This is a genomic window from Agrobacterium sp. GW821-FHT02D03 (genome assembly GCF_059421725.1).
This window is the reverse complement of record NZ_JBWKVN010000001.1, coordinates 881280-907692: the sequence shown is the minus strand read 5'-3', so window position 1 is coordinate 907692 and position 26413 is coordinate 881280. Positions and strand designations below refer to the sequence as shown.

Here is a 26413-nt window from a genome sequence, read left to right as displayed (position 1 = left end):
AGGAGGATGATGGCGTCCGACATCAAAAGGAAAGGCGAGATCATGACCTCAAACCATGCAAACGAAACCAACAAAACCACTCTCATCGTCGGCGCATCGCGGGGACTTGGCCATGCAATGACGGCGGAATTTTTGGGGCACGGCTGGAATGTGATCGGAACGGTGCGTGGACCTGATCGAACCTTGTTGCACGACCTTGCCGATGCACATCCAGGCCGTGTTGAAATCGAACAGCTCGACGTCACAGAGCCGGAGCAGATCGCCGCGTTGCGTGATCGGCTGGCAGAGAAACAGATCGACATCCTGTTCGTGAACGCTGGTACGGCGAACACCAATCAGGATGAGACCATCTCGGAGGTGTCGACCGATGAGTTCATCCGCGTGATGGTCACGAATGCGCTTAGCCCCATGCGGGTGGTTGAAGGCTTGCAGGATTGCGTGACGCCGGCTGGTCTGATCGGCGTCATGTCATCCGGGCAGGGCAGCATTTCCAACAACAGGAATGGCGGTCATGAGGTCTATCGCGGCTCCAAGGCTGCGCTGAACCAATATATGCGCAGCTACGCGGCTCGCCATGCTCATGATTCTCGCGCCCTGGTGCTGATGGCGCCAGGCTGGATCCGCACCGGACTCGGCGGCCCCGATGCGCCCCTCGGCATGGAAGAGACCGTACCACAGATCGTTACCACGCTTCTCGCGCAGCAGGGAAAGCCAGGTCTTCGCTATCTCGACCGGGAAGGGCGTGGCGTCCCCTGGTGAGGATCGCCGAAAAAAATGCGATGAGCGGCATTAAAAATAAAGACCGATAAAATTGTACCGATCGATTTAAACGCCCCGAAAATTTTGCCTCGTAATGTCGTCTTCAACAGAGGCCGGACAACGAAAGAAAAACCGGCCCGGTAACCGAAGCGCAAAAGAAACCGGCGGGCAAGCCGGCCACGAAACGGGGTTAGACATGTTGAAGAAGCTTTTCGCAGCCGCACTGTGCGGCATCGTTATCGCATCCATCGCAAGCCACGCCGATGCGGCAGGCCCCGGCGGTCTCGCCAGAAGCTTTGCCAAGATCGAGCGCAACCTCATTGCATCGGCCCCGTCGATCACACAGGGCGAGCAAGTGGACATCGAGCGCAAGGCCGCGATCGCCTCGCTCGACTTCTACTTCCAGCGCTTCGACCAGTTCGAAAAGCTGCGCTGAACCAAATATCCAAGAGATTCATGACCGACTGCCGCCCGTCGTTGCGCCCTTGTGCCTACACGACAGGCGGCTTTTTTCGTTCGGCCACCGCAATGCCGCCAAGTGCGAGCAAAAGGGCGATGATCTGATAGAGATGCAGCGTCTCGCCGATGATCATCACCGATAGAAACGTGCCGAAAACCGGAATGAGGTTGATGAAGAGCCCCGCGCGGTTCGGACCGATCTCTTCCACGCCCTTGATGAAAGAGATTTGCGCCACGAGGGACGGGAAGAGTGCGGTATAGAGAACGATCGCCCAACCCTTCGCTTCGGGCCAGATCGCCTGATCGCTCAAGACTTCCCATCCCATCAGCGGTATGGAGGTCAGAAGAGCGGCCGTCGCTGGAATGGCCATCAGCGTGCGCCAGTCCACCGCCGGCTTCCAGCGCAGGATCACGGTGTAGATCGCATAGGCGAGCACGGCGAGCAGCATGATCGCATCGCCTGGATTGAACTCTAGCCGCACGAGCGACATCAGATCGCCGCGGGAGGCGAGAAGCGCAACCCCGCAGATGGTCAGCATGAAGCCGATGATCTGGACGGCGAGCACCTTGGTGCGAAAGAGCGCGAAGTTGAAGATGAAGATCACCGCCGGAATGACAGCCTGGATCACCGCGGCATTGATCGCGGTTGTGTATTTCAGCGCCGAGTAGAGGGCGGCGTTGAAACAGGTGTATCCAACCGTACCGAGGATGAAGAAATAGGGCAGCCGCTTCTTGACCACCGGCCAGTCGCGGGCCAGTTGCGGCAAGGAGATCGCGACAATGATCGCCACTGCAACGACCCAGCGCAGAAAGGTCAGCACCATCGGGCTGATATGGCCCACCGCAAGCTTGCCCGCGACGGCATTGCCGCCCCAGCACAATGCGGCAATGGTGAGGACGAGATAGGCTCTGGAGGGCACGGGCACAGAACTTTCATTCAAAGACGTGCCCGATTTCTGCACTCGCCCTCACGGCTTCGCAAGGGCAGTTGCACGCTTTTCAGCCATAGGATGGGCACAATTATCCTACAAAAGCAAAATTCCGCTGCATAAACAGGGTCGCTTTCCGCAAAACAACGCAGTATAGATTTGCGGGTTTAAGGTAGGGGCGCCCCGGCGCCATGAGCAGGAAAGCAAGAAATGACGAATGTAGTCGTGGTCGGCTCGCAGTGGGGCGACGAAGGCAAGGGTAAGATTGTTGACTGGCTCTCCGAGCGCGCCGACGTGGTCGTGCGCTATCAGGGTGGGCACAATGCCGGTCATACGCTTGTCATTGATGGCGTCAGCTACAAGCTGTCCCTGCTCCCTTCCGGCGTCGTTCGTCCCGGCAAGCTTGCCGTCATCGGCAATGGCGTGGTGGTCGATCCTCACGCGCTGATTGCGGAAATGGGCCGTCTGGAAGCCCAGGGCGTCAAGGTGACGGCTGAAAACCTGCGCATCGCCGACAATGCCACGCTCATCCTGTCTCTGCACCGCGAACTGGACGGCATGCGCGAAGACGCCGCCTCCAACAGCGGCACCAAGATCGGCACCACCCGCCGCGGCATCGGTCCTGCCTATGAAGACAAGGTCGGCCGTCGCGCCATCCGCGTCATGGATCTCGAAGACCGCGAAGCGCTGTCGGCCAAGGTCGACCGCATTCTGACCCACCACAATGCCCTTCGTCGCGGTTTCGGCGCTGCCGAAGTTGCGCATGAAACGATCATGGAAGAGCTGACATCGATTGCCGATCGCATTCTTCCCTTCAGCGAAACCGTCTGGCTGCTGCTCGACAAGAAGCGCCGCGCCGGTGCGCGCATCCTGTTCGAAGGCGCGCAAGGTTCGCTTCTCGATATCGATCACGGCACCTATCCCTATGTGACGTCGTCCAACACGGTGGCGGGTCAGGCAGCTGCCGGTTCCGGCATGGGCCCGGGTTCGCTCGGCTATATTCTGGGCATCACCAAGGCCTATACGACGCGCGTTGGCGAAGGCCCCTTCCCGACCGAACTGCACGACGAGATCGGCCAGTTCTTGGGCGAGAAAGGTCATGAATTCGGCACCGTTACGGGCCGCAAGCGCCGCTGCGGCTGGTTCGATGCGGCATTGGTGCGCCAGTCGGTTGCCACCAACGGCATCACCGGCATTGCGCTCACCAAGCTCGATGTTCTCGACGGCCTGGACGAACTGAAAATCTGCGTCGGCTACAAACTCGACGGCCAGGAAATCGATCACCTTCCGGCAAGCCAGGGCGCACAGGCCCGCGTCGAGCCGATCTACATCACGCTTGAGGGCTGGAAGGAATCGACCGTCGGTGCCCGCAAGTGGGCGGACCTGCCGGCCCAGGCGATCAAATATGTGCGTCAGGTCGAGGAACTGATCGGCGCGCCCGTGGCACTGCTGTCCACCAGCCCGGAGCGTGACGACACCATACTTGTGACTGACCCGTTTGAGGACTAATGTCCTCGGCGATCAAACTTCATAAACCATTTCGGGTCAGCGTGTTGCCGGTCCCGACGAGAAAGTGCTGATGGCGGATTTTGTAGCAGTCATTCGCAAGGCCGTGGATGGCTTGGCGAACAATACTCCCGAAAACCGGGCCAAGGTGTACGACAAGGCACGCAGCGCCGTCGTGCGCCAGCTTGAAAACATGAAGCCGCGCCCGCCGGAAGAAATGCTCCAGCGGCAGATCATGAAGCTCGACACCGCGATTGCCGAGGTCGAGGGCGAGTATTCCGAAGCACTTCCCGCAGTGGAGGACGAAGACGATGGCGCGGCCGCCGCTTACGCGGCGCCTGCGACCGAAGACGTGTCGTCGCCCTATTATGAAGAAAGCGTCGCGCAGCAACAGCGCTACGCCGATGACCATCGCGATGAGGCGGAGCCCGCCCATCCTGATCAGCAGGCCGAGCCTGAGCAGCACGATACTTATGCTGCCCACCAAGATGTGGAACGGCACGAAGAGCGCGAGCCCGCCTATCAGGCTGAGCCTGCCGAAGAGCCGGCCTATCGTGCCGAGGAAACGGCAGAAGATGCCGAGCGTTACGAGCGCCCGGCATTCGACGAGGCACATGAACCTCATCAGGAGCCGGAGACCTATCGGCACGAGGCCCCGGCCTATTCTCATAAGCATGAGGACGAGCACCATGGCGTCGAAGCACGTCATGAGCCCGTCGCCGAGGAAGACCACGCGCACCGCGACTGGGTCGGCCAGGACAGCCATCTCGAGCCCGCCCCGTGGGAGCGCGAAGAGACGACGGTCGGCGACCATGTGGCTGACGATCAGCTTCATGCCGCTTATCGCCACGACGAGGTTGCCCATGACGATTACCGTCATGAGGAGACCCATCGGGATGATGACGCGCGCGAAGAACCGCGTCAGGCAGAACCCTTCAGCACCGAAACCGTGCTGCATGAAAACGCACCGCTTCCCTACACGGCAGGCTTCGACGGCCATTCCAATTACTATGGCAATGTCAGCGTAGAGCCGGAGAACCGTACCGCTTCCGACGAGACGCATTATGCCGCCTTCGACGAGCATGACGCTCATCGCGACCAGCCGGAAACGGCGCAAGCCAATAACGCTGGCAAGGCCGCGGCTCCGGTCGACGATTTCTCGTCCTATTTTCAGGACACGGCACTCGATCTGCCGCCGAAGTCTTCGCCGTCCCTCCCCCGTGCAGATGAAGATCCTTTTGCGGCAAGCGCCAAGAAGGACGACAAGGAACGCACGCCCTGGGACGATCTCGAAGAACTGATCGGCTATGATGGCGGCGCAAACGATCGCTCCGACAAGACGGCCGGCAATAATTTCGACAGCGGCTTTACCGGCGCTGGCATTCCGGCAGCCGCCTATGCGACGAAGAAAAAGCCGAAGCGCAACTATGCGGGCATGGTTCTCGGCCTTGGCCTTCTCGTGGTGCTTGCAGGCGGTGGCTACGCCGCCTGGACAAACCGCGAGGCCCTGAACGACATGGTCGGCGGTTTGGTCAATTCGGCCAAGACGGGCACATCGACCGAGACACCATCCGACGGAACCTCGCAGACGGCATCGGCACCGGCCAATGGCCAAACACCGGCTGGCAATCAGCCAGCGGCCAACGGCCAGACACCGGCCCAGGGCCAGGCGTCGACAGCAACGCCGGCAGCGACGCGTCCTGCCGATGACGGCTCCGTCACCGGCACGAAGTTCACCCAGCGGCTTCTTGCCGACGGTACGGAGAAGGACGAAGGCCCAGGCCCCGGCGCCAATGGCCAGCCTGTGACCGCAGAAGGCCAGTCGGTCTATCAACAGAACGAGGCGCCTTCGGCCCAGAACACCGCTGCTGCGGCACCGGCTGCTTCCGGCAGCCAGCCCGCCGCACAGCAAGCCGCGACTCCCGCGGCCGCAGCAACCGGCGACCGCATGTTCCTCTACGAGGAAGTGCTCGGCCAGACGGTTCCGACAGCGATCGAAGGGACGGTCTCCTGGACGTTGCAGAACGAGAAGGATGAGGCTGGCAAGCCATCGCCTGAGGTTCAGGGCCAGATCACCATCCCCGGCCGTGGCCTCAGCGCACTCATCACCTTCAAGCGCAACACCGACCCGTCGCTTCCCGCAAGCCATCTGGTCGAGATCGTCTTCTCGGTCTCGCCCGGCTTCGAAGGTGGCGCCATCGACAGCGTCCAGCGCATTGCCATGAAGTCCACCGAACAGGACCGCGGCAACGCACTCATCGCCGTTCCTGCAAAGATCACCGACGATTTCCACATGATCGCGCTGAACGACTTTCCCGACGCACGCAAGACCAATCTGGAATTGCTCAGAACCCGTGACTGGATCGACATTCCGGTGTCCTACCGCAACGGTCGCCGGGCGCTCCTGACGCTTCAGAAGGGCGCTGACGGCAAGTCTGCATTTGAGACCGCGCTTCGCGAGTGGATGGCGGCATCGCCGACGCCCGCGCAGTAAGCAGATCGGATAACTCGACCAAAACGAAAAGCCCCGGTGAAGATTTCACCGGGGCTTTTGCTTGGAAGGTGTATTCATCGAATGCCTACAGCATCGGCCCGAAAATCGGAATCGATTTTCGGAAAGCACGATGCGTAGATCAAAGAAGATAGAGCGTCCTTTGTGCGTCCAATAGGAAGCACGGCGCTCTAACGCATGTCGCGCAAAAGTGTGCAGCGGTTTTGCGATAACGACATGCGACAAAACGAGGACTTAAAGCGTAGGGAGCGAATCTGAAAGATCGCGACACGCTTTAAACGTATCAGGCGTCCACGAGCCGAAGTGCCTTGGCAGCCTCTTCGGCTTGCTTCTGCACCGCGTCCTGCACTTTTTCAAAGGCGCGGACTTCGATCTGGCGAACGCGCTCGCGGCTGATGTCGAACTCGGTGGACAGCTCTTCCAGCGTCACCGGATCTTCCGCCAGACGGCGTGCTTCAAATATGCGACGTTCGCGATCGTTCAGAACGCCGAGTGCCTTGGAGAGCATGCGGCGGCGGGTTTCCAGCTCGTCCTGCTCGATCAGCACCGCTTCCTGGCTTTCCTGGTCGTCGACCAGCCAATCCTGCCACTGGCCGGATTCGCCTTCGGACGCCTTGATCGGCGCGTTCAGCGAGGCGTCGCCAGACAGGCGGCGGTTCATCGAGATGACCTCTTCCTCGGACACCTGCAGCTTCGTCGCGATTTCCTTGACGTGTTCGGCCTTCAGATCGCCGTCATCGATCGCCTGCAGACGCCCTTTGAGACGGCGCAGGTTGAAGAAGAGGCGCTTCTGGTTGGCGGTCGTGCCCATTTTGACCAGAGACCACGAGCGCAGGATATATTCCTGGATCGACGCCTTGATCCACCACATGGCATAGGTCGCGAGGCGGAAGCCGCGATCAGGATCGAACTTCTTCACCGCCTGCATCAAACCGACATTGCCCTCGGACACGACTTCGCCGATCGGCAGACCGTAACCACGGTAACCCATGGCGATCTTGGCAACGAGGCGAAGGTGACTGGTCACGAGCTTGTGGGCGGCATCTCTGTCGCCGTGCTCGGCATAACGCTTGCCGAGCATATATTCTTCCTGCGGTTCCAGCATCGGGAACTTGCGAATTTCGTCTAGATATCGGTTCAGACCGGCTTCACCAGCCGTAATCGATGGCAAACTATTGCGGGCCATAAAGCACCCCCTTTATGTTTTTTTCAGGCACGGTTCCCAAACCTAAGGCGAACCTTATCGCGGTTCATTTCCGACCCCGCTTCAAGCCATGTCTTAAATATGTATGCGGATGTCACGTTTCAAGGAAACGCGACACTCTCATATGAACCGATAATACCTCATCACGGGACGTTGAAAAAACCGATCTCAGCCGAAATCGTTCCCAAAAAAATCATCATTGAAAAGCGGCAGGATGCCGCACACCGTCAGGCGTTGCTCACGGCTTAAGCCCGCAACGCATTCGCCAGTTCTGCCATGTCGTCCGGCATATCCGTTTCAAACTCCATCACCTCGCCGGTGCGCGGATGTTCGAAGACCAGTAGATAGGCATGCAGCGCCTGGCGCGGGAAGCGGTTGACGACGATCTTCGCCGGTTCCGGTAGAAGGTTCGCCTTGGTTCGAAAGGCCGCCCCATATTCGGGATCGCCGATCAGCGGATGGCCGATATGGGCCATGTGAACGCGGATCTGGTGGGTGCGCCCGGTCTCCAGCTGGCATTCCACCATGGAGGCGAGCGAGGTTGCATCCGGCTTTTCGTGATAGCGCTCCACCACCTCATAATGGGTGATGGCTTCGCGCGCATCGTCGGCATCCTCGCGCTTGACGGCGCGCTTCGTGCGGTCGGTGCTGCGTCCCAAGGCCGCATCGATCGTACCGCGCAGGCTCTTCGGGCGGCCCCAGACGATCGCCTTATAGGCGCGCTCCAGCGGGCCGGTGCGGCCGTGGTCGGCAAATTGTGCGGCCAGATGCCGGTGGGCATTGTCGTTCTTGGCAACCACCATCACACCGCTGGTTTCCTTGTCCAGCCGGTGAACGATGCCCGGGCGCTTGACGCCGCCAATGCCGGAGAGACTATCGCCGCAATGATGGATCAGCGCGTTGACCAGCGTTCCGGTCCAGTTGCCGGCACCGGGATGCACCACAAGACCGGCGGGCTTGATCAGCACGATCAGGTCATCATCCTCATATTCCACCTCGAGCGGAATATCCTCACCCTTGGGTTCGGGATCTTCCGGCTCCGGCATGGTGATCTCGATGCTGTCGCCGACGCGGATCTTCTTCTTCGGCTCGGTGACGGCCACACCATTGACGAAGACGGCTCCCTGCTCGATCAGCGCCTTGAGGCGGCTGCGGGAAAGATCGCCCCCAACTTCGGCTGCCAGCCAGGAATCGAGGCGCCCTTCGGCATCATCGCCAGCAATCAGGACTTTCCTTGCGTCTTCGCCTTGTTTAAAGGGGTCGTTCATTCTTATTTTTCCGATCAATCCGAGACTTCCAAGGACCCCGATGACGCAGATCGAGCAAGACGAACAGGACGACAAGCCGCTAGACCCGGCCATGGAAAAAGTTCGCCGCAAGATGATCCGTTTGCAGATCGTGTCGGGCTTGGTGATGTTTATCAGCCTTATGGCCGTCTTCGGCGCGGTTGTCTACAAGGCGATGGGACCATCGAAAACCGCAACACCGGCGGCGACCCAGTCCATGCAGGTACCGTCCGATCAGCCGGTCTCGGCAACGGCCAGCCTGCCGCAGGGCTTCACCATCGAGAACGTCTCCTTCGCCAATGGCGACATGCTGTTCTATGGTCGCCTCGCCAACGGCACGCGCAAGGCGCTGGTCTTCAATGTCCAGACACGCCGCTTCGTCGCAGACGTCACCATCGATGCTCAATGATCTGCCTGCCCTGCCGAATGGCGCGCGTCCCACTGCGATAGAGCGGGCTGACGATCCACGGATCGCTGCCTTTCGCGACATCAAGGAACGCGACCTGACCGGCAGGCACGGCAAATTCATCGTCGAAGGCACCGTGGTGCTGCGCATGCTGGCGGCAGTCCACAAGACAGGCGGCGATTTCCGCGCCGAATGCATCCTGATCCTGAAAAATCGCCTCGCCGGCGTGCTGGATATTCTCTCCGAATTTCCGGCAGACGTGCCGGTCTATGTCGCAGAGGCCGAGGTGCTCGACACCATCGTCGGCTTTCACCTGCACCGGGGCATATTGGCGCTGGGCTCGCGGATGGGAAGCCGCGACAGGGCGCAGACGATCGCCAGCCTGCCGGAAACCGCACTCGTCGTCGCAGGCTGCGGCCTTTCCAACCACGACAATATGGGCGCCATGTTTCGCAACGCCGCAGCCTTCATGGCGGACGCGGTGTTTCTGGACTCCACCTCCTGCGATCCGCTCTACCGCAAGGCCCTGCGCGTCTCGGTCGGCTCGGTCCTGTCGGTGCCCTATCATCGCGGCGGTGACGCGCTTTCCATGCTGGAGGCACTGGCAAATGAAGGTTTCGAGATCTGGAGCCTCTCGCCAGCGGGCAAAACGGAGATCCGACACATCCCGCCCTCTCCCCGCATGGCGCTCGTGATCGGCACCGAAGGAGATGGCCTTCCGCCTGCTGTGCTTTCGCGCTTCCATTCGGCCCGCATCGCCCAATCTCCGCAGCTCGATAGCCTCAACGCCGGCACCGCATCCGGTCTCGCGCTCTACCAGATGGCGTCGGCCATGAGCCGTATCTAAGCGGTTAATCGATCCTTAACAGATCGCATTTGCATTAACCCTGTCTCAAAACCGAGCATTAAGATTTACGATTTACTAATGCGCGGAACGAAAGGTTTTCGCGATGCGTAGCGTTTTTGTCGCCCTTTTTCTTTTGGTCGTTCTGGCAGGTTGTGCGACAGCCCCGTCGCAAATCACCAATGCCTGTGCCATTTTCGAACAGCGCAACGGCATGTTCAACAACTGGCGCAAGGATGCCGAGGCAGCGCAACGCGAGTTCGGCGTGCCCGTGCCGGTGATGATGGCGACGATCTATACGGAATCGAGCTTCCAGCCCTACGCCCGCCCGCCGCGCACCAAGCTTCTCGGCTTCATTCCGTGGAAGCGAAAATCCACGGCTTACGGCTATGCCCAGGCGCTGGACGGCACGTGGGATCGATACCGCCGCGAAACCGGACGCTGGGGCGCCAGCCGCACCGACTTCACCGACGCCATCCATTTCGTCGGCTGGTATCACTCCACCAGCAACCGCCAGAACGGCATTGCGCTGAACGATCCCTACAATCTCTATCTTGCCTATTACTCCGGCCATGGCGGCTACGCCAATGGTGTATGGCGCAACAATACGGCCATCCAGAAGGCGGCGCGGCGCTCGGCCAATATGGCAATCCGCTACGAAGCACAGCTTCGCCAATGCGGCTATTGAGAAAAAGCCGCGGCTGAGCCGGGAATGGGCTCGGCCACCGCTTCTGTTATGCCTCACATATAGGGCGTCAAAAACGTCCGCACCGCTTCGATTTCATTCGACCGAATCTCATGCCCGCCAGCATGCCACTCTTCCGTGACCTCTCCGCCTTGGGCTTTCAGATAGTCGGCAAAGGCCTTGGTCATCGGCACCGGACAAATCGGGTCGCGCTCTCCAGCCGTGATCAGAACCCGTCGCGTTTGCGGCGCGGGGCCCGCTTTCGGCTCAAAGGGAATGAGCGGATGCATGAGCGCTGCCGCATCGAAGAGATCGGGAAACTCGATCAGGACATTGGCAAGGATATTCGCGCCATTGGAAAAGCCGAGCCCGACAACCTTGCCTGCCTGATGCGCGTCGCGGTGCGCCGTAATGAAATCGGCCATGCGGCGGGTCGCCCGGTCGAGGTCGTCAAGATCGTAGACGCCTTCCGCCTTGCGGCGGAAGAAACGCGCCGCACCATGTTCGGAGACATCGCCGCGCGGCGAAATCACTGTGGCATTCGGCAAGAGCCGTGAGGCGAAATCGAAGAACTGGTTCTCGTCGCCACCAGTGCCGTGAAAGACAAAGAAAGCCGGCTGGCCGGGCGTGCCGACGCGCAGCTTATGAATGTAACTGTCGGTGCTCATCTCGTACTCCTCAAATCCTCGACGAGGCCTGCGTTTGAGCCAGCCTCGTTCCCCTGATGTTCAAGCCTTTAGCGAGCCATCGAGCGGCTCAAGATGCTGCTCGAGGAAGGGCCGCAGATGCTTGTGCTGCTCAGGCAATTGCAGCGTTTCACCCAGATGCGCGGTATCTTCATCGCGATCGAAGCCCGGCTCGTTCGTGGCGATCTCAAACAGCACCCCACCCGGCGTACGGAAATAGATCGCCCAGAAGTAGTCGCGGTCGATGACCGGTGTCACCTGATAGCCAGTGTCCATAAGCGCTTTGCGAACCTCCAACTGCTTGGCGCGGTTTTCGACAGCAAAGGCGATGTGATGGACGGAACCGGCACCCAGACGCGCGCCGGAGATATTCGGCATGGTCTCGATATCGATCACATCGGCACCATTGCCGCCGGGAATGCCAAGACGGACAACGCCATCTTGGCGGTCCATCTCCTGATAGCCCATGAACTTCAAGAGCTCTGCCGTCGCACCCTCATCGCGTAGGCGCAGCGACGCACCCTGGAAACCATGGATCGCCTGATCCTGACCGACACCATTGCCCGTGAACTGCGCCCGGCTGTCATCCTTGACTTCCACCAGCGCAAAGCCATCGCCATCGGGGCCAGCAAAATGCAGGCGCTTGTTGCCAAAGGCTTCATCGCTCTTCAGCCCCTCGACATTCGCCTTGGAAAGACGATCCTGCCAATAACCGAGCGAACCTTCTGGAACTGAAAACAGCGTGGTGCCGACTTCGCCGGTGCCCGGACGCCCGCGAGCAATATGCGGAAATGGGAAGTAGGTCATGACCGAACCCGGCGAACCGACCTCATCACCATAATAGAGGTGATAGACATCCGGCGCATCGAAATTGACGGTCTGCTTGACCCGGCGCAGACCCAGCGTATCGGTGAAGAAGCGGTTGTTGCCCGATGCACTCGCGGCCATGGAGGTGACGTGGTGCAGGCCCTTGATCTGGTTCAACATGATAAAACCCTTGTGCTTCGGCGGAGGCTTCATTCTGGAAGCAGGTGCCGTGTTTGATGGGCTGAAGATGGTGCAGATCGGCCCTGACGCATAGAGTGAACAATCAGAACGGATCGTTCTTTTTCTGAGAACAGTTTTCGGCTGCCAGTCGTCACCAGCTTATCCGCAATTACGCAGATTCCTCGCTGACAGTTGTTTTCTCAATATATCTCAAGTCGCTGAAATACATGCGCAATTCTAAACGAAATTTAATTTGACTGTACTACCGGCACTTCTAGATTTCGCGTGTAAATTCCTCGGTTGGGACAACCACCATGAACAAGATCCTCCTTAAAATTTCTGCCGCAATATTGATTTCCACTGCAGTAGCAAGCTGTGTCACCACGAATGCCGAAGGCATCAAGCAAACCACTTATACAAAGAACGCCCTCAGCGGCGAGCCCACCAAAATCGATTGGGCTGTGGCGGTGAAGGGAGATTGCAGCGCTCGCGTCATCCCGGAACTGCGCGTTCTGCAAGCCCCTCAACACGGCACCGTCGACATCGTCCACGAAAAGCTAGATGGAAAGTTCCACGGGACCTATGCAAAATGCACGGGAAAAGACGTGCAAGGGGCCGCCGCTTACTACACCTCGAAAAAGGGGTTCACCGGCACTGACAAGGTTGTGATCCGCAACTCATACAAGGACGGTGTGGTGCGAGATTCTGTCGCCGAGATCAACGTCGTCAAGTGATTGACGTTAAAGGCTGAGACCGCTCGGACGGTCGTGTTGGAACCCGCAGTTGCTCATTCGGCGCTGCGGGTTTTTGCATGCCCCCTGACGATCACAGCCCTCACACCTCGTCCGGCAACTGCCAGTCGATCGGGTCTCGTCCATGCGAGATGAGGAAGGCATTGGCCTTGGAGAAATGGTGGTTGCCGAAAAAGCCATTATGGGCGGAAAGCGGCGATGGGTGGGCCGATTTCAGCACAAGATGTTTGCGCTGATCGACGAATGACGCCTTCTTCTGGGCGTAAGCGCCCCAGAGCAGGAAGACGACATGATCGCACTGCTCGTTGACGGCCCGGATGACGGCGTCGGTGAACGTCTCCCAGCCTTGCCCCTGATGCGAGGCGGCCCGCGCCTGCTCCACCGTCAGGACGCTGTTGAGAAGCAGAACGCCCTGCTTGGCCCAGCTTTCCAGAAAGCCGTGCTTGACTGGATGGACGCCCAGATCGCTCTGCAATTCCTTGTAGATATTGACGAGCGAGGGCGGAATGCGCACGCCGGGGCGCACGGAAAAGCAGAGACCATGCGCCTGGCCCGGACCATGATACGGGTCCTGCCCCAGGATCACGACCTTGACCTCGTCGAGCGGGGTCAGATCGAGCGCGCGGAAATACTCCGGCCCCTTGGGAAAGATCTGCTTGCCGGCTTCCTTTTCGGCCAGCAGAAAACCTTTCAGCTTCTGCATATACTGGCTGTCGAATTCACCCGAAAGCGCCTGTTTCCAGCTCTCCTCGAGTTTCACGCCAGCCTCTGCCATGGTGAGCCGTCCCCTGTAAGCCGCTTACTTGAAGCGATTGCCGCGCTGCAGCACTTCGATCTTGTAGCCGTCCGGATCGCAGATGAAGAAATATTTGGCGAACGGCATGCCTTTGTAATCCGCCTCGATGATCTTGCCAACCGAAAGGCCGAGTTCGGAAAGGCGGGCATGCTCGGCATCCACATCGTCGACGCTGACGGCAAGATGGCCGTAGCCGTCACCCAGCGCATACGGCACCTCGCGGCCCTTGTTGACCGTCAGTTCCAGCTCGAAGTCGCCCTGGCTGTTGCTCAGATAAATCAACGTGAAGGTTTCGAATTCGAAGCGCTCGGCAACATCGAGATTGAAAGCCTGCTTGTAGAAATTCACCGAACGCGTCTCGTCCAGCACCCGGACCATCGAGTGGATCAGCTTGGCCATGGTGTCTTCCTTCTTCCTGTTAAAGCGTTTCGCGATCCTTCGGATTCGCGCCTCACGCTTCGAGTTTTGTTTGTCGCACGTCCTTATCGCAAACCGCTTACGCATATCTGCGCGGACCATGCCTGGCCGGTTGTACCCCGGCATTTTGGCAGGCAGATAAAGCCGAAAGGCAGAGAGTTCAACCCCTTGGCTCGGAACGAGGGTCTGCGACGCTTTTTCTTTGTCAGGGATGGCACGCCCGTGTTACCGGCAGATATGCGCATTGTTTACCTCTGTCTTGGCTGTCTGATGGTCGCCACCGGTGTGGTCGGCGCGTTTCTGCCCGTGTTGCCGACGACGCCATTTCTTCTGCTGGCGCTCTGGTGTTTTTCCAAATCGTCGCCGCGACTGGAGGCATGGCTGCTGAACCACCCACGCTTCGGCAAATCCCTGCGCAACTGGCGCGAACACGGCGCCATTCCGCGGCGCGCCAAGATCGCCGCAGTCTCTTTGATGACAATGAGTTATCTGTTTTACGTCTTCATCTTGGCCCCGCCCGCTCTTCAAATGCTGGTCGTCGCGGTTGTGATGATCGGTGCTGGAACCTTCGTGGTCACGCGGCCATCGCCGCCCAAGGACTGAGCAAGCGGCCTAACGGTGCCGTGCCTGTGGCAGCACATAGGCGATATGATCGGCCGGCAGACGCCCCACCGCGCCGCCCACGCCATAGACCCGGGCAATGGTCTCGTCATTGATGGTCTCGAGCGCCGATCCGCACGCGGTGACAGTGCCCCGGTGCATGACGATAAGTTGATCGGCAAACTCCGCCGCAAGATTGAGATCGTGCAGGATCGCCAGCACCGTGCCGCCAGCCGCAACAAAGTCCTTGGCCGTTTCCAGGACGGAAATCTGATGACCAAGATCAAGGCTGGAAGTTGGCTCGTCGAGAAGCAGGACACGGCTCTCGCCGTTCTCCACGGCAAGCGGCACCTGGGCGAGCGCGCGGGCAAACTGCACCCGCTGCTGCTCTCCGCCAGACAGCATGTTGTAAGCCCGGCCCTCGAAGCCGTTCAAGCCCACTTTCGCAAGCGCGCGTCGTGCCTGTTCATCCGGGGTGCGCGACCCTTGCGCCACCGCACCCATCCGCACGATTTCAAGCGCGGTGAAGGGAAAGGCAAGCATCGTGCTCTGAGGCAGCACGGCACGACGACGCGCGAGTTGCACCGGGGAGAAAACCGAGAGATCGATATTGCCATAGGCGACGTGACCCTGATCGGGCGTCATCTCGCCGCACAACACCTTCATCAAGGTCGATTTTCCCGCGCCATTGGGACCGATGATGATACTGAAAGTACCGGGCGAAAGGCTGATCGACACGTCATCGATCAAATGCCGCTCTCCGCGTGTGACGGTGACATTGCGTGCCGAAATCATGTCGTGCTCCTCAGACCGAGACCGTTCTTGCCAAGCAGCAGGAATAGGAACACTGGCGCACCGATCAGCGCCATCACCACCCCGATCGGCAATTCGGCGGGAGCGGCGACGGTGCGGGCGAAACTGTCCGCAAGCAGCAGAAGTGCTGCTCCGCCAATCGCCGAGGACGGCAGCAGGAAGCGATGCGACGAGCCGATGACGAGACGCAGCAGATGTGGCACGACAATGCCGACGAAGCCGATGGAGCCTGCCGCGGCGACACTTGCACCACAGGCAGCGGCCACGACGACGATGACGATGCGCTTCAGCCGTTGCACCGGAATACCCATGTGGAAAGCTGCGGCATCGCCAAGGATCAGCGCATCCAGCCCCTTGGAAACGAAGGGAATGCTGACAAGGATCGCCAGCACGAAGGGCAGCGTCGCGAGCACCTTGGTGGAGGTGGCGCCACCGAGCGAGCCGAGGCTCCAGAAGGTGATGTCGCGCAGCGCCCGGTCGTCGGCCATGAAGATCATCAGGCCCGTCAGGGCACCGCTCAATGCAGCGACCGCAATGCCGGCAAGGATCAGCACCGTGGTCGAGGTGGCGCCATTGCGCGTGGCGATGATGTAGAGAAGGAATGTGTTGATCAGCCCGCCGGCAAAGGCCATGACCGGCAGAAAGTGGACGCCGAGGAAGAGCGACAGCGGTGCAAGCAGCCCACCGCCCAGCGCCAATGCCGCAACGGCAAAAAGGGCGGCACCCGAGGTCACGCCAACAAGGCCCGGATCGGCCAGCGGATTGCGAAACAGCCCCTGCATCATCGCACCCGAAACGGCGAGGGCAGCACCGATCATCAGCCCAAGCCCGGTGCGCGGCAGGCGCACGGCCTCCAGAATGATGCGGTCGCGCGCATCCATGCCCTCGGCACCGCCGGTAAAATAAAGCCAGAGTTCATGCAAGCCAACGCCTGTCGGGCCGCTTGCCAGCGACACGAGACAGGCGAGAAACAGGATGAGGCAGAGTGCGCCAAGCGTCACGACGCCCTTGCGGGAGCGATCTCCTGGCACCCTTCCCGCCGCCGCGTTCATCGCAATCGCACTCACGGCTTGACGATCTCCGGATAGAGTTTTGACGCAAGCTCACGACCGGCGGCGGGCGTGCGCGGGCCAAAGCCGATCAGGTAAAGCCCGTCCATGCTGATCAGGGCTTTTGCCGCAGCAGCGGGTGTGGACTGGAAGGCGGGCAGCGCAAAGACCTCTTCGGGCTTTGCCGCATGATTGCCCCGCTGCATGGTGAGAATAACATCAGGGGCTGCCGCAATCACCGCCTCATCCGTCAGCGGCTTGTAGCCGGTGATTTCGGGCGCGGCATTGATGCCACCTGCAAGTTCGATGATCGCCGCAGCCTCGGTATTCTTGCCCGCCGCCATGATACGACCGCCCGCCATCGAAAGAACGAAGAGGACGCGCTTCTTTTTGTCCCCGACGGCAGAAACATCCTTGGTAAGCGCAGCGAGTTCGGCATCGGCCTTGTCGGCCAGTGCCTTCGCCTTGCCTTGCAGGCCGACAGCGGCCCCGACATCCTCGATCTTCCTGGCGATGGCCTTTGCATCTGGCGGCGTATCGATCGTCACCATCGGCACTTCACTGGCTTTCAGGATGCCGATCACGTCCGGCGGTCCGGCACCGTCCTCGGAAAGGATGAGGTCCGGCTTCTGCGCCAGAACGCCTTCGGACGAGAGCGCCCGCATGTAGCCGACATCCGGCTTTTGCACGACCTCGGCGGGATAGGTGCTGGTGGAATCACGCGCAATCACGCGCTCTCCCGCACCCAGCGCATAAAGGATTTCCGTGATCGTGCCACCGACGGCAACGATCCGTTTCGCCTCAAGATTGCCCTTGTCCGAAGCGGTGGCGTGCAACGGCACCAACGCGGCGAGCGCTGGCAGAACAACACCAAAGAGAGCGGAACGCGTGAAAACCGGCATGTCATAACCCTGCTATCGAACGGTGCGGCAGGCATGCCGCCTATAAGTTGAGTTATTTACACATCTTTAAAATGCGCACAATCCGATAAAGTGGAGTATGAGCGTTATCTTTTCTATTTTCCTCTTTTCATTTGCCGAGGTGCTCAATATCCTGAGTGGCATACACCACTTAATGGAGACCCCAATGTTTATCGCAATGAACCGCTTCCGCGTCGTCCCGGGCTATGAAGAAGCCTTCGAGACCATCTGGCGCGAGCGCAAGCGCCATTTGGCCGAAATGCCCGGCTATCTGGAGTTTCATATGCTGAAAGGCCCGAAGGCCGACGACCATACGCTCTACGCATCGCACACCGTATGGGCCACCAAGGACGATTTCACCGCATGGACGCGCTCCGAGCAGTTCCGCGCCGCCCATGCCAATGCCGGCAACAATCGCGGCAAGGTCGAATATCTTTCCGGCCCGCATTTTGAAGGCTTCGATGTCATCATCCATGAAGACGCCAACGGCGAAACCCGTTCGGTCGCCGCATGACGATGACAGCCGCAACGCTGAACGCTTCGAACGAGGCCAACGAACGCCGCGCCCGCGCTCAAGCGGCGCTCGCCGAAAAGCCCGATGGTGTGGTGGAGGCCATTGCCGGCAAGGCTGAGGTGACACCTGCCGAAATTCTGGCGATCCTGCCGCCCGGTGCTGCTGTCCAGGCGCCTGCCGAGAGCTTCAACGCCATCTGGGACGAGCTGCGAAGCTGGGGCGAAATCCTGATGATCGTCCAGACGCCGGATATCGTCTTCGAAGTGGCAGGCACCCTGCCGGAGGGCAGCGAGGGCCATGGCTGGTTCAACATCCACGGCGATAGCCCGATTGGCGGCCATATCAAGAAAGAGGCCTGCGCCTCCATCGCCTTTGTCGACCGCACCTTTCACGGACGCCGGTCGCTCTCCGTCTGGTTCATGAATGCGGCGGGCAGCGCCATGTTCAAAATCTTCGTACGCCGCGATGCGGAGAAGGAATTGCTGCCCCACCAGGTCGCCCGCTTCGAGACCCTGCGGAACAGTTTTCACCACTGACGGCCGTGAATCCGGGGCTGCCGAATGATCCCATCTCGGCAGCCCGACGCCACTCCTGCTTTGAACAGCGGATGTCGCTCCCGGCATGTTCCGCGCCCTGCGCGTGCCTTATGAATTCCATACATTGATCTGAAGCGCAGAAGCGGCGCGATGGAGGACTTGCGCCCACGCACGCTTGCGCTATTAGGCACCATAAAGATCGCGAGGGGTAAGGCCAGATGACGACCTATGTATTGACCGTAGCTTGCAAATCCACACGCGGCATCGTCGCCGCCATCTCGGGTTATCTCGCGGACAAGGGTTGCAACATCGTCGATAGCTCGCAATTCGACGACCTCGAAACCGGCAAGTTCTTCATGCGCGTCTCCTTCATTTCGGAAGAAGGCGTGTCGCTTTCAGACATCAAGGAAGGCTTCAAGCCGGTCGCGGAGCGCTTCAAGATGGAAGCCGAGATCTTCAGCGATGGCGAGCGCACCAAAACGCTGCTGATGGTCTCGCGTTTCGGTCATTGTCTCAACGATCTGCTGTATCGCTGGAAGATCGGCGCGTTGCCGATCGATATCGTCGGCGTCGTCTCCAACCACTTCGATTATCAGAAGGTTGTCGTCAACCACGACATTCCCTTCCACCACATCAAGGTGACGAAGGAAAACAAGCCGAAGGCAGAAGCGCAGCTGAACGACCTCATCGAAAGCACTGGCACCGAACTCGTGGTTCTGGCGCGCTACATGCAGGTTCTGTCAGACGACATGTGCCGCAAGATGTCTGGCAAGATCATCAACATCCACCACTCCTTCCTGCCAAGCTTCAAGGGCGCCAACCCCTACAAGCAGGCCTATGAGCGTGGCGTGAAGCTGATTGGCGCCACCGCCCATTACGTCACCGCCGATCTCGACGAAGGCCCGATCATCGAGCAGGACACGGTGCGCATCACCCACGCCCAATCGGCAGACGATTACGTCTCGCTTGGCCGCGATGTGGAAAGCCAGGTTCTGGCGCGTGCCATCCACGCCCATATCCACCACCGCACCTTCATCAACGGCAACCGCACCGTGGTCTTCCCGCCAAGCCCCGGTTCCTATGCGTCGGAACGGATGGGGTAACGTTTCCGCCCACCATCAATCTTTGACAAATAGACAACCATAGTTTACACTTCCTATGTTCACCATTCGCGAAACAATGGAGTTCTCGAACTGGCTGACCAAGCTTAAAGACGTTCAGGCGCGAGCGCGGATTGTCCGGCGGGTCGATAGGCTCCAGCAGGGCAATCCCGGCGATGTCAAGCCGGTTGGCGAGGGCGTCAGTGAGCTGAGGATCGATTACGGTCCCGGCTACCGGGTCTATTTCATTCAGGAGGGTAAGCTCATTATCGTGCTGCTCTGCGGTGGAGATAAGAGCTCGCAGAGCCGGGACATTTCACAAGCCAAGGCACTTGCCAAGGCGTTGAAGGAGTAGGCCATGGCCGTGGAAACTCGTGAGTTCGACGCAGCACGTTATCTCGATAGCGAAGAGTCAATCGCAGCTTATCTCGCTGACGCCACCGAGAGCGGCGACGCGGCAGAGATTGCCCATGCCTTGGGCGTCGTGGCCCGCGCCAAGGGCATGACCGATCTGTCCAAGCAGACCGGCCTGTCCCGGCAGACACTCTACAAGGCGTTGAGCGGAGAAGGGAATCCAGAACTCGGCACCATCAGCAAGGTGGCCGATGCTCTGGGCTACAGGCTCTCTTTGGTCGCTAAAACGCAGACCGATGCCGCGGCTTAGAGCGCCGTGCGTCCTATTGGACGCACAAAGGACGCTCTATCTTCTTTGATCTACGCATCGTGCTTTCCGAAAATCGATTCCGATTTTCGGGCCGTTGCTGTAGGCAGCGTCTTCCCGGGGAAGCCAAAAATAATTTTGGACCATAAGCAACTGACGGCGCTCCGTGCCGTTTCTTTTGCGCAGTCCAACCAAGAGGCTTCCCCATGAAAAAGTTGATTATCGCCGGCGCCGCGCTTTTCCTTGCGGCCGGAACCGCCTTTGCCCAGCAGCCACCACCGCCGCCTCCGCCGGCAGCGCCGGCTGACGGAATGGCAAAGCCCGACGCTCCGCCGCCGCCACCGCCACCAGGCCCTCGCGGTCCTATGGAGCGTGGCCCCGGCCCAGATGGTCCAGGTCCGGACGGCCCGCGCGGTCATATGCCTCCTCCGCCGCCACCTTCCAAGGGTGCGCATTTCCGCATCGAGAGCGGCGAGACCAAGATCGACGTCAAATGCGCCGACGATGAACCGATGAAAGCTTGCGCCGATATCATGATGCAGCTCATCGACAAGATGAACGATTAAGCCTTTGGCTGTGGCAGGGTGGCGATGCGCTGCCCTGCCCGTTCACCCTTGTCGATCAGAACCGGATCGACGCTTTCAGCCCCTGTCCACCCGCGCCATCTTCAAGCACAAGTTCTGCCTTGAAAAGCGTCGCGATCTCCTCGACGATCGCCAGGCCCAATCCAGCGCCGGGCGCCACATTCCCCTCGCCGCGCGCAAAGCGCTGGCGCACGACAGCACGCTTCTCCGGTGGGATACCGATGCCGTTGTCCTCCACTTCCAGACAGGCCCTGCCATCAATCTTGCGCACCCGCACGGTGATCTCGCTGCCGCGTCCCGCATAGGCAATCGCATTGCTGATGAGGTTGCCGAGAAGTTCTCGAAGCAGCAGCGGTTCAGCCTCGACGGTCGCTGGCTCCACCTCCTCGAAGCCCAGATCGATATCGGCGTCTGCAGCGCTCGGCACAAAATCCGCCGTCACCGATTGGGCAAGTGAAACGAGATCGACAGCGATGAGGCTCTGCTTCTCGCCGGAGCCCGCGGCATCGATGTTGGCCATGCGCAGAAGCTGCGCCAGAATATGCTCGGCATGCGCAACGGAAGCATCGCCTTTCTTGGCTGCTGCCTTGGCCTCCTCCAGCGTCTGTGCACGCGCGGCCAGCGCCAGCTGGGTGCGGATGATGGCAAGCGGGGTGCGCAACTGATGACTGGCATTGCCGGTGAAATGGCGAAGAGCATCGAGCGCCGATTGCAGCCGGACCATGAAGGAGTTGACCGTCTCCACCAGGTTCTCGACCTCGACCGGGACGGATTGACGGATCGGATGCAGATCGTCCGGGCTGCGCTCGTCGATCGCCTCGCTCAAGCGATAGAGAGGCCGAAGCGATATAGTCACTGCCACCCAGACAATCGCTGCGGCACCGAGGATCATCAGCAGCAATCGCAGCGCCGAGCGCAGGATGATGGCGCGGGCAAGCCGGCTGCGGGCAATGGTGGTTTCCGCCACCGTGACCGTAAAGGGCACGGAGTTGATGCCGGTTGAGGCAAAGCGGCGAAGGCCCGCGATCCGGATCGGCTCGCCACGAAACACACCGTCCATGTAGCGCGGGCTATCCCCTTGCAGGCCATTCACCGAAGGAAGGTTCTGGTAGCCGGTAAGAAACTGGCCGTTCGGCCCATCCACCCGGTAAAACACGCGGTCCTGCGCAGCTGACGTCAGCATCTCCAGCGCGACATAGGGAATATCGACTTCCAGCGTGCCGTTCTCTGCCACCACGACGCGTTCGGCAATGGCAAGCGCCGAGCCGGAGAGCACGCGGTCCGAGACGATATTGGCGGTGTTGATCGCCTCGCGATAGGTGTCGGCGAGTGCCACGCAGCCGATGATCGCGGTAGACACCAAGAGCCAGCCGAGAAGCCTGCGCCGAAGCGAATAGGCGACCTTTCTCATTCGGCGGCCTCGGCCAGCCTTTCGAGATAGTAGCCAATGCCGCGCGCCGTCTTCACCGTCAGCCCGTGGGGTGCAAGGCGCTTGCGCAACCGGCTGACATATTGCTCGATTGCATTGCCGGAAAGCTCGTCGTCAAAGCCCGTCAGCGATTGGACGATCGCCTCCTTCGCCACCACCTTGCCTGCCCGCATGAAGAGGACCTCCAGCAGCGCCACTTCGCGCGCCGGAAGATCGAGCGGATGACCGCCGGCGGAAAAGGTGCGCGAGGTAAGATCGAAAGACACGTTGCCGAAGCTGACGAGAGAAGAGCGCAGGCCGGCGTTGCGACGCAGAAGCACCCGCACCCGCGCCTCGAACTCGGCAATGTCGAAGGGCTTGATCATGTAGTCGTCGGCGCCGAGATCGAGGCCCCTCACCTTCTCCTCGGGCGTGCCGCGCGCCGTCAGGATCAACACGGCGGCCTTGTCCTGGCGCGCGCGCATGGAGCGCAGCACATCGATGCCATCCTTTTCCGGCAGGTTGAGATCGAGAATGACGAGGTCGAAATTTTCAGCAGCAATCGCCGCATCGGCCGAATTGCCATCGGACACCACGTCCACGGCATAGCCACTGCCACGCAACAGCGCCGACAGTCCTTCCGACAGAACCTGATTGTCCTCCACCAGCAGAATGCGCAAACGTCAAATCCCTCTTTCCACCCGGACGTTAGCGAAGTCGCTGGCGCTTGTGAATGCCCATCTCGAAGCGACCGCTCATGAACCCCGCTTGTGAAGAACAACGCCCTGCGGCATGATCGCGCCCATGCGTATTGCTCTTGCCCTTTGTCTTGTTCTTCTCGGCACTGCCGCCTCGCAAGCGCAGCCGATGCTCTTTCCCGCGCTTTCGGGGAAGAAGGATGCGCAGACGCTTGTGGTCTATTCCTCGCTCGACGAGCCACTTGCCACACCGATGATCGAAGGCTTTCAGCGCGCCAACCCGGATGTGGCCGTCTCCTATGAGGACATGCTGACCGGCGAGATCTACGACCGCATCGTGAAGGAGACAGATAGCGGCAAGAGGACCGCCGACTTTGCCTTCTCGTCTGCCATGGATTTGCAGGTCAAGCTCAGCAATGACGGCTACGCCCAGCGCTCCGACCTGCCCGGCAGCGCGCTCTGGCCCGCCTGGGCCAACTGGCGCAACACCGCTTACGCGCTGACCTTCGAGCCCGCTGTCTTCGTCTATCACAAGCCGAGCTTCGTCAACGAGAAGCCACCGACAAGCCGCGCCGAGTTCGTCGATTATCTTCAGCGCCACGCCAAGGATATCCACGGCCGCATCGCCACCTATGACATCGAGCGCTCCGGCGTCGGCTTTCTCTTCATGTCGCGCGACCAGGAGCAGTTCGGCGATATCTGGAACGTCATCAAGGCCATGGGGGCAGCGGGCGTAAAGGTCTATTCCACCAGCTCCGCCATTCTCGAGCGCATCTCCGATGGCCGCTTCGTGCTGGGATACAATATCCTCGGTTCATACGCCGCCGATTGGGCCGCCCGCCACCCGGATGTCGGCATCATGCTGCCAAGCGATTATACCGTCGTCATGTCACGCATCGGCCTCGTGCCGCAGGCCGCCGCCAATCCAGAACTCGGCCGCCGCTATCTGCAGTTCTTCATGTCGAAGGAGGGCCAGACGATCATGGCACGGCAACTGCAGATCCCGGCTGTCAGCCCGGAAGTCGCAGGCGAAAACACTGCCAACACCATGCAGGCCATCCACGGTGCGCAATTGCGCCCCGTCCCCGTCAGCCCCGGCCTGATGGTCTATCTCGACCAGGTCAAGCGCGCCCGCATCATCGAGCGCTGGAACGAGGCGCTGCGGTCGCAGTAACCAACCACGATCGCCGCCCTCGATCTTGTCCGCGGACTCGGCCTGGGATCATCACAGGGCAGGACATGGCTCAAATGATTCCTCGTCCGTGTACTCTGCCACGTGGGTTTGGGGGTTCCCTCGCACACCACGTTGCGATGATGTCGGACCCCTCCTCCCTGTCATCCTCGGCCTTGAGCCGAGGATCCACGTTTTCCACTAGTGTCAAAGCCTTATGGATCCTCGCCTCAAGGGCGAGGATGACGAACGATAAGTTTTCGCCCTCGATCATAGGACTGTCCCAACCGATGTTGCAGACGTTCATCAACGCCACAACGCTGGAAATTTAGATGCGTCCTACACAGGCCATCACAGAATTCCTATGTCGGGAGGCGGTGCGATACGGAATGCGGCGGCCGAAGGGACTGCAGGCACTGGCAAAACACCCTCTCGTAAAAATTAACAGCCCGTAAACACCGCAACCTTCACCCCGCGTCAGTTAAATGACAGCTTTGTATGGTGCTCTGCAATTCTTCTTCATGCCGTGGAGGCGGCCGGGGAAGCGGGAGGCAAGTCTCATCGCATGATACCGTTCAACAGGCAGCGTCTTCGCGCCAGGTCGGTAAATGTGCGTGCTCCTTCCGTTGTCAATGATCGCAACAATGCCGAAACGGCATTCAAGGAGGATTCACTTTGAAGCATTTTTTCCTCGCCTCGCTTCTGGCTGGCGCCATCGCTCTTCCCGCAGCAGCCGCTGATTACACCATCATCGCGCCTGCCAATCCGGGTGGTGGCTGGGACCAGACGGCCCGCTCGCTGCAGACGGTTCTGCAGGAAGAGGGCATTTCCAAGAGCGTGCAGGTTCAAAACGTTCCAGGCGCCGGCGGCACCATCGGTCTTGCCCAGTTCGCAAGCCAGCAGAAGGGCAACGCCAACGCGCTGATCGTCGGCGGTTACGTCATGGTGGGTGCCATCCTCACCAACAAGGCGCCCGTTACGCTGAACGACGTCACCCCAATTGCCCGCCTGACCGGCGAATTTGAAGCGATCGTCGTTCCGGCCTCCTCGCCGATCCAGAACATCAACGATCTGGTCGCACAGCTGAAGAAGGATCCGGGCAGCGTGTCCTGGGGCGGCGGTTCGGCTGGCGGCACCGACCACATCACGGCGGGCCTGATTGCCAAGGCTGCCGGCGTCGATCCGACCAAGATCAACTACATCGCCTATTCCGGCGGCGGCGAAGCACTTGCCTCCATCCTCGGCGCCCAGGTCACCGCCGGCATTTCCGGCTATGGCGAATTCGAAAGCCAGGTGAAGGCCGGAACGCTTCGCCTTCTCGCCGTCACCAGCGCAGAGAAGCTTCCAGGCGTCGACGCGCCGACGCTGAAGGAAAGCGGCCTCGATGTGGTCGTGCAGAACTGGCGCATGGTTGCCGCTCCTCCCGGCCTGACGGCGGATCAGGAAAAGGCTGTGAACGCCGATATCGAGAAGCTGGTCAAATCCGCCAAGTGGCAGGAAACGCTGAAGACCAAGGGTTGGACGGACACCTATCTCGCCGGTGAAGCCTTCAAGGCCGAGCTTGCCAAGGATACGGCCGCGACCGAAACCATTCTCAAAGACATCGGACTTGTAAAATGAGCCAGGGTATCAACCCCTCACAATCACAAAAACGCCGCCCTGATTGGGCGGCGCTCCTCATCGCGGTGGCGCTGGTCGCCATTGCCGCCGTCATCTTCTGGGATTCAGGCCGTCTGGCCAGCGTCACCGGCTACTCGCCTGTCGGTCCGGCAACGGTACCTTACGCCATCGGCTTCTGTCTTGTGGGTCTGGCAATCTGGACGGCGATCGAAGCCTGGCGTGGGGATTTCCCCGAGCGCGACCACCAGGAAGTCGGACCCGTGGTCTGGGTTGTTGCAGGCCTTGCCGCACAGATGTTGCTGTTGAAGGTTGCCGGCTTTTCCATTGCCACCGGCCTGCTGTTTGCCTTCACCGCGCGCGCTTTCGGCAAGAAGAAGCTCCACTATTCGATCCCGCTCGGTATCGCGATCAGCTTCGTCGTCTGGTTCATCTTCGCGCGCCTGCTGCAGCTGTCTCTACCCGCTGGCCCAATCGAGCAGCTCTTCATCTGACCGCAAATTATAAAACAACA

Annotated in this window: 30 protein-coding genes; 18 read left to right on the top strand and 12 right to left on the bottom strand. The window is 60.1% G+C overall.

The window, feature by feature from the left end:
* Positions 1-42: 42 nt before the first annotated feature.
* Both AC07U5_RS04195 and AC07U5_RS04190 read left to right on the top strand, forming a co-directional pair.
* On the top strand, positions 43-759 hold the full coding sequence (locus AC07U5_RS04195; protein WP_494722362.1) for an SDR family oxidoreductase: 717 nt from the start codon (positions 43-45) through the stop codon (positions 757-759).
* A 196-nt stretch (positions 760-955) separates the two neighbouring features.
* Positions 956-1195: a hypothetical protein gene (locus tag AC07U5_RS04190; RefSeq protein ID WP_062439919.1), complete on the top strand. Its 240-nt coding sequence runs from the start codon at positions 956-958 to the stop codon at positions 1193-1195.
* Between the two features lie 55 nt (positions 1196-1250).
* On the opposite strand, the gene AC07U5_RS04185 is transcribed toward AC07U5_RS04190, so the two are convergent.
* A complete protein-coding gene (locus AC07U5_RS04185) occupies positions 1251-2138 on the bottom strand; it encodes a DMT family transporter (protein WP_113274146.1) in 888 nt (295 codons plus the stop codon).
* A gap of 219 nt (positions 2139-2357) precedes the next feature.
* Between AC07U5_RS04185 and AC07U5_RS04180 the strand changes: the two genes are divergently transcribed.
* The gene (locus AC07U5_RS04180; RefSeq protein WP_062425131.1) at positions 2358-3656 is read left to right on the top strand and encodes an adenylosuccinate synthase; all 1299 of its coding nucleotides are present in this window, start codon (positions 2358-2360) and stop codon (positions 3654-3656) included.
* Between the two features lie 70 nt (positions 3657-3726).
* Positions 3727-6147, top strand: a complete 2421-nt coding sequence (locus AC07U5_RS04175; RefSeq protein WP_494722361.1) for a nucleoporin FG repeat-containing protein — start codon at positions 3727-3729, stop codon at positions 6145-6147.
* A gap of 301 nt (positions 6148-6448) precedes the next feature.
* Here AC07U5_RS04175 and rpoH read toward each other — a convergent pair whose 3' ends face one another.
* Both rpoH and AC07U5_RS04165 read right to left on the bottom strand, forming a co-directional pair.
* Positions 6449-7351 (bottom strand): RNA polymerase sigma factor RpoH, encoded by a 903-nt coding sequence (gene rpoH, locus AC07U5_RS04170; protein WP_062425133.1) that lies wholly within the window; start codon positions 7349-7351, stop codon positions 6449-6451.
* A 263-nt stretch (positions 7352-7614) separates the two neighbouring features.
* Positions 7615-8637 carry an RluA family pseudouridine synthase gene (locus AC07U5_RS04165; protein ID WP_494722360.1) on the bottom strand — a complete coding sequence of 341 codons (1023 nt, stop codon included), beginning with the start codon at positions 8635-8637 and terminating at the stop codon, positions 7615-7617.
* Positions 8638-8677: 40 nt separating this feature from the next.
* Between AC07U5_RS04165 and AC07U5_RS04160 the strand changes: the two genes are divergently transcribed.
* The 3 genes from AC07U5_RS04160 to AC07U5_RS04150 all read left to right on the top strand — a co-directional run bounded on the left by AC07U5_RS04160 (position 8678) and on the right by AC07U5_RS04150 (position 10593).
* Positions 8678-9064 (top strand): hypothetical protein, encoded by a 387-nt coding sequence (locus AC07U5_RS04160; protein WP_062425135.1) that lies wholly within the window; start codon positions 8678-8680, stop codon positions 9062-9064.
* Positions 9054-9908, top strand: a complete 855-nt coding sequence (locus AC07U5_RS04155) for a TrmH family RNA methyltransferase (protein ID WP_494723253.1) — start codon at positions 9054-9056, stop codon at positions 9906-9908. The genes AC07U5_RS04160 and AC07U5_RS04155 overlap by 11 nt, the downstream gene beginning before the upstream one ends.
* A gap of 103 nt (positions 9909-10011) precedes the next feature.
* Positions 10012-10593: a transglycosylase SLT domain-containing protein gene (locus tag AC07U5_RS04150; RefSeq protein WP_494722359.1), complete on the top strand. Its 582-nt coding sequence runs from the start codon at positions 10012-10014 to the stop codon at positions 10591-10593.
* Positions 10594-10646: 53 nt separating this feature from the next.
* On the opposite strand, the gene AC07U5_RS04145 is transcribed toward AC07U5_RS04150, so the two are convergent.
* Positions 10647-11258, bottom strand: coding sequence for an alpha/beta hydrolase (locus AC07U5_RS04145; protein ID WP_494722358.1), 612 nt, complete (start codon positions 11256-11258; stop codon positions 10647-10649).
* 60 nt (positions 11259-11318) lie between these two features.
* Positions 11319-12263 (bottom strand): VOC family protein, encoded by a 945-nt coding sequence (locus AC07U5_RS04140; RefSeq protein ID WP_130979308.1) that lies wholly within the window; start codon positions 12261-12263, stop codon positions 11319-11321.
* A gap of 314 nt (positions 12264-12577) precedes the next feature.
* Here AC07U5_RS04140 and AC07U5_RS04135 point away from each other — a divergent pair, with 314 nt between their 5' ends.
* A complete protein-coding gene (locus AC07U5_RS04135) occupies positions 12578-12997 on the top strand; it encodes a hypothetical protein (RefSeq protein ID WP_130979309.1) in 420 nt (139 codons plus the stop codon).
* 100 nt (positions 12998-13097) lie between these two features.
* On the opposite strand, the gene ung is transcribed toward AC07U5_RS04135, so the two are convergent.
* The gene (gene ung, locus AC07U5_RS04130) at positions 13098-13790 is read right to left on the bottom strand and encodes a uracil-DNA glycosylase (protein ID WP_062439897.1); all 693 of its coding nucleotides are present in this window, start codon (positions 13788-13790) and stop codon (positions 13098-13100) included.
* 24 nt (positions 13791-13814) lie between these two features.
* On the bottom strand, positions 13815-14210 hold the full coding sequence (locus AC07U5_RS04125; protein WP_062598821.1) for a VOC family protein: 396 nt from the start codon (positions 14208-14210) through the stop codon (positions 13815-13817).
* 255 nt (positions 14211-14465) lie between these two features.
* Between AC07U5_RS04125 and AC07U5_RS04120 the strand changes: the two genes are divergently transcribed.
* Positions 14466-14831 (top strand): YbaN family protein, encoded by a 366-nt coding sequence (locus AC07U5_RS04120; RefSeq protein WP_494723252.1) that lies wholly within the window; start codon positions 14466-14468, stop codon positions 14829-14831.
* Positions 14832-14840: 9 nt separating this feature from the next.
* On the opposite strand, the gene AC07U5_RS04115 is transcribed toward AC07U5_RS04120, so the two are convergent.
* Genes AC07U5_RS04115 through AC07U5_RS04105 form a run of 3 tightly spaced genes read right to left on the bottom strand, consistent with a single transcriptional unit; the run spans position 14841 to position 17592 of the window.
* On the bottom strand, positions 14841-15623 hold the full coding sequence (locus AC07U5_RS04115; protein WP_494722357.1) for a heme ABC transporter ATP-binding protein: 783 nt from the start codon (positions 15621-15623) through the stop codon (positions 14841-14843).
* On the bottom strand, positions 15620-16693 hold the full coding sequence (locus AC07U5_RS04110; RefSeq protein ID WP_376782323.1) for a FecCD family ABC transporter permease: 1074 nt from the start codon (positions 16691-16693) through the stop codon (positions 15620-15622). Before AC07U5_RS04110 ends, AC07U5_RS04115 begins: the two co-directional genes overlap by 4 nt.
* An 11-nt stretch (positions 16694-16704) precedes the next feature.
* On the bottom strand, positions 16705-17592 hold the full coding sequence (locus AC07U5_RS04105) for a heme/hemin ABC transporter substrate-binding protein (protein WP_494722356.1): 888 nt from the start codon (positions 17590-17592) through the stop codon (positions 16705-16707).
* 184 nt (positions 17593-17776) lie between these two features.
* Between AC07U5_RS04105 and hmuQ the strand changes: the two genes are divergently transcribed.
* The 6 genes from hmuQ to AC07U5_RS04075 all read left to right on the top strand — a co-directional run bounded on the left by hmuQ (position 17777) and on the right by AC07U5_RS04075 (position 20987).
* The gene (gene hmuQ / locus AC07U5_RS04100) at positions 17777-18124 is read left to right on the top strand and encodes a heme-degrading protein HmuQ (RefSeq protein ID WP_062425147.1); all 348 of its coding nucleotides are present in this window, start codon (positions 17777-17779) and stop codon (positions 18122-18124) included.
* Positions 18121-18660, top strand: a complete 540-nt coding sequence (hutX, locus tag AC07U5_RS04095) for a heme utilization cystosolic carrier protein HutX (RefSeq protein ID WP_494722355.1) — start codon at positions 18121-18123, stop codon at positions 18658-18660. Before hmuQ ends, hutX begins: the two co-directional genes overlap by 4 nt.
* Positions 18661-18878: 218 nt before the next feature.
* The gene (gene purU, locus AC07U5_RS04090) at positions 18879-19763 is read left to right on the top strand and encodes a formyltetrahydrofolate deformylase (RefSeq protein WP_112520849.1); all 885 of its coding nucleotides are present in this window, start codon (positions 18879-18881) and stop codon (positions 19761-19763) included.
* A 55-nt stretch (positions 19764-19818) separates the two neighbouring features.
* Positions 19819-20115, top strand: coding sequence for a type II toxin-antitoxin system RelE/ParE family toxin (locus tag AC07U5_RS04085; protein WP_113227289.1), 297 nt, complete (start codon positions 19819-19821; stop codon positions 20113-20115).
* 3 nt (positions 20116-20118) lie between these two features.
* The gene (locus AC07U5_RS04080; RefSeq protein WP_113261930.1) at positions 20119-20424 is read left to right on the top strand and encodes an addiction module antidote protein; all 306 of its coding nucleotides are present in this window, start codon (positions 20119-20121) and stop codon (positions 20422-20424) included.
* Positions 20425-20627: 203 nt separating this feature from the next.
* Entirely contained in the window at positions 20628-20987 is a 360-nt protein-coding gene (locus AC07U5_RS04075) for a hypothetical protein (RefSeq protein ID WP_062425150.1), read from the top strand.
* A gap of 55 nt (positions 20988-21042) precedes the next feature.
* On the opposite strand, the gene AC07U5_RS04070 is transcribed toward AC07U5_RS04075, so the two are convergent.
* Complete coding sequence (locus tag AC07U5_RS04070) at positions 21043-22416, bottom strand: sensor histidine kinase (RefSeq protein ID WP_062598828.1); 1374 nt, start codon at positions 22414-22416, stop codon at positions 21043-21045.
* Positions 22413-23093: a response regulator gene (locus AC07U5_RS04065; RefSeq protein WP_062425152.1), complete on the bottom strand. Its 681-nt coding sequence runs from the start codon at positions 23091-23093 to the stop codon at positions 22413-22415. The genes AC07U5_RS04070 and AC07U5_RS04065 overlap by 4 nt, the downstream gene beginning before the upstream one ends.
* 124 nt (positions 23094-23217) lie before the next feature.
* On the opposite strand from AC07U5_RS04065, the gene AC07U5_RS04060 reads away from it, so the two are divergent.
* The 3 genes from AC07U5_RS04060 to AC07U5_RS04050 all read left to right on the top strand — a co-directional run bounded on the left by AC07U5_RS04060 (position 23218) and on the right by AC07U5_RS04050 (position 26393).
* Positions 23218-24285, top strand: coding sequence for an ABC transporter substrate-binding protein (locus AC07U5_RS04060; protein WP_443265858.1), 1068 nt, complete (start codon positions 23218-23220; stop codon positions 24283-24285).
* A gap of 672 nt (positions 24286-24957) precedes the next feature.
* Positions 24958-25902, top strand: coding sequence for a Bug family tripartite tricarboxylate transporter substrate binding protein (locus AC07U5_RS04055; protein ID WP_111848846.1), 945 nt, complete (start codon positions 24958-24960; stop codon positions 25900-25902).
* A complete protein-coding gene (locus tag AC07U5_RS04050; protein WP_062439864.1) occupies positions 25899-26393 on the top strand; it encodes a tripartite tricarboxylate transporter TctB family protein in 495 nt (164 codons plus the stop codon). The genes AC07U5_RS04055 and AC07U5_RS04050 overlap by 4 nt, the downstream gene beginning before the upstream one ends.
* Positions 26394-26413 lie beyond the last annotated feature (20 nt).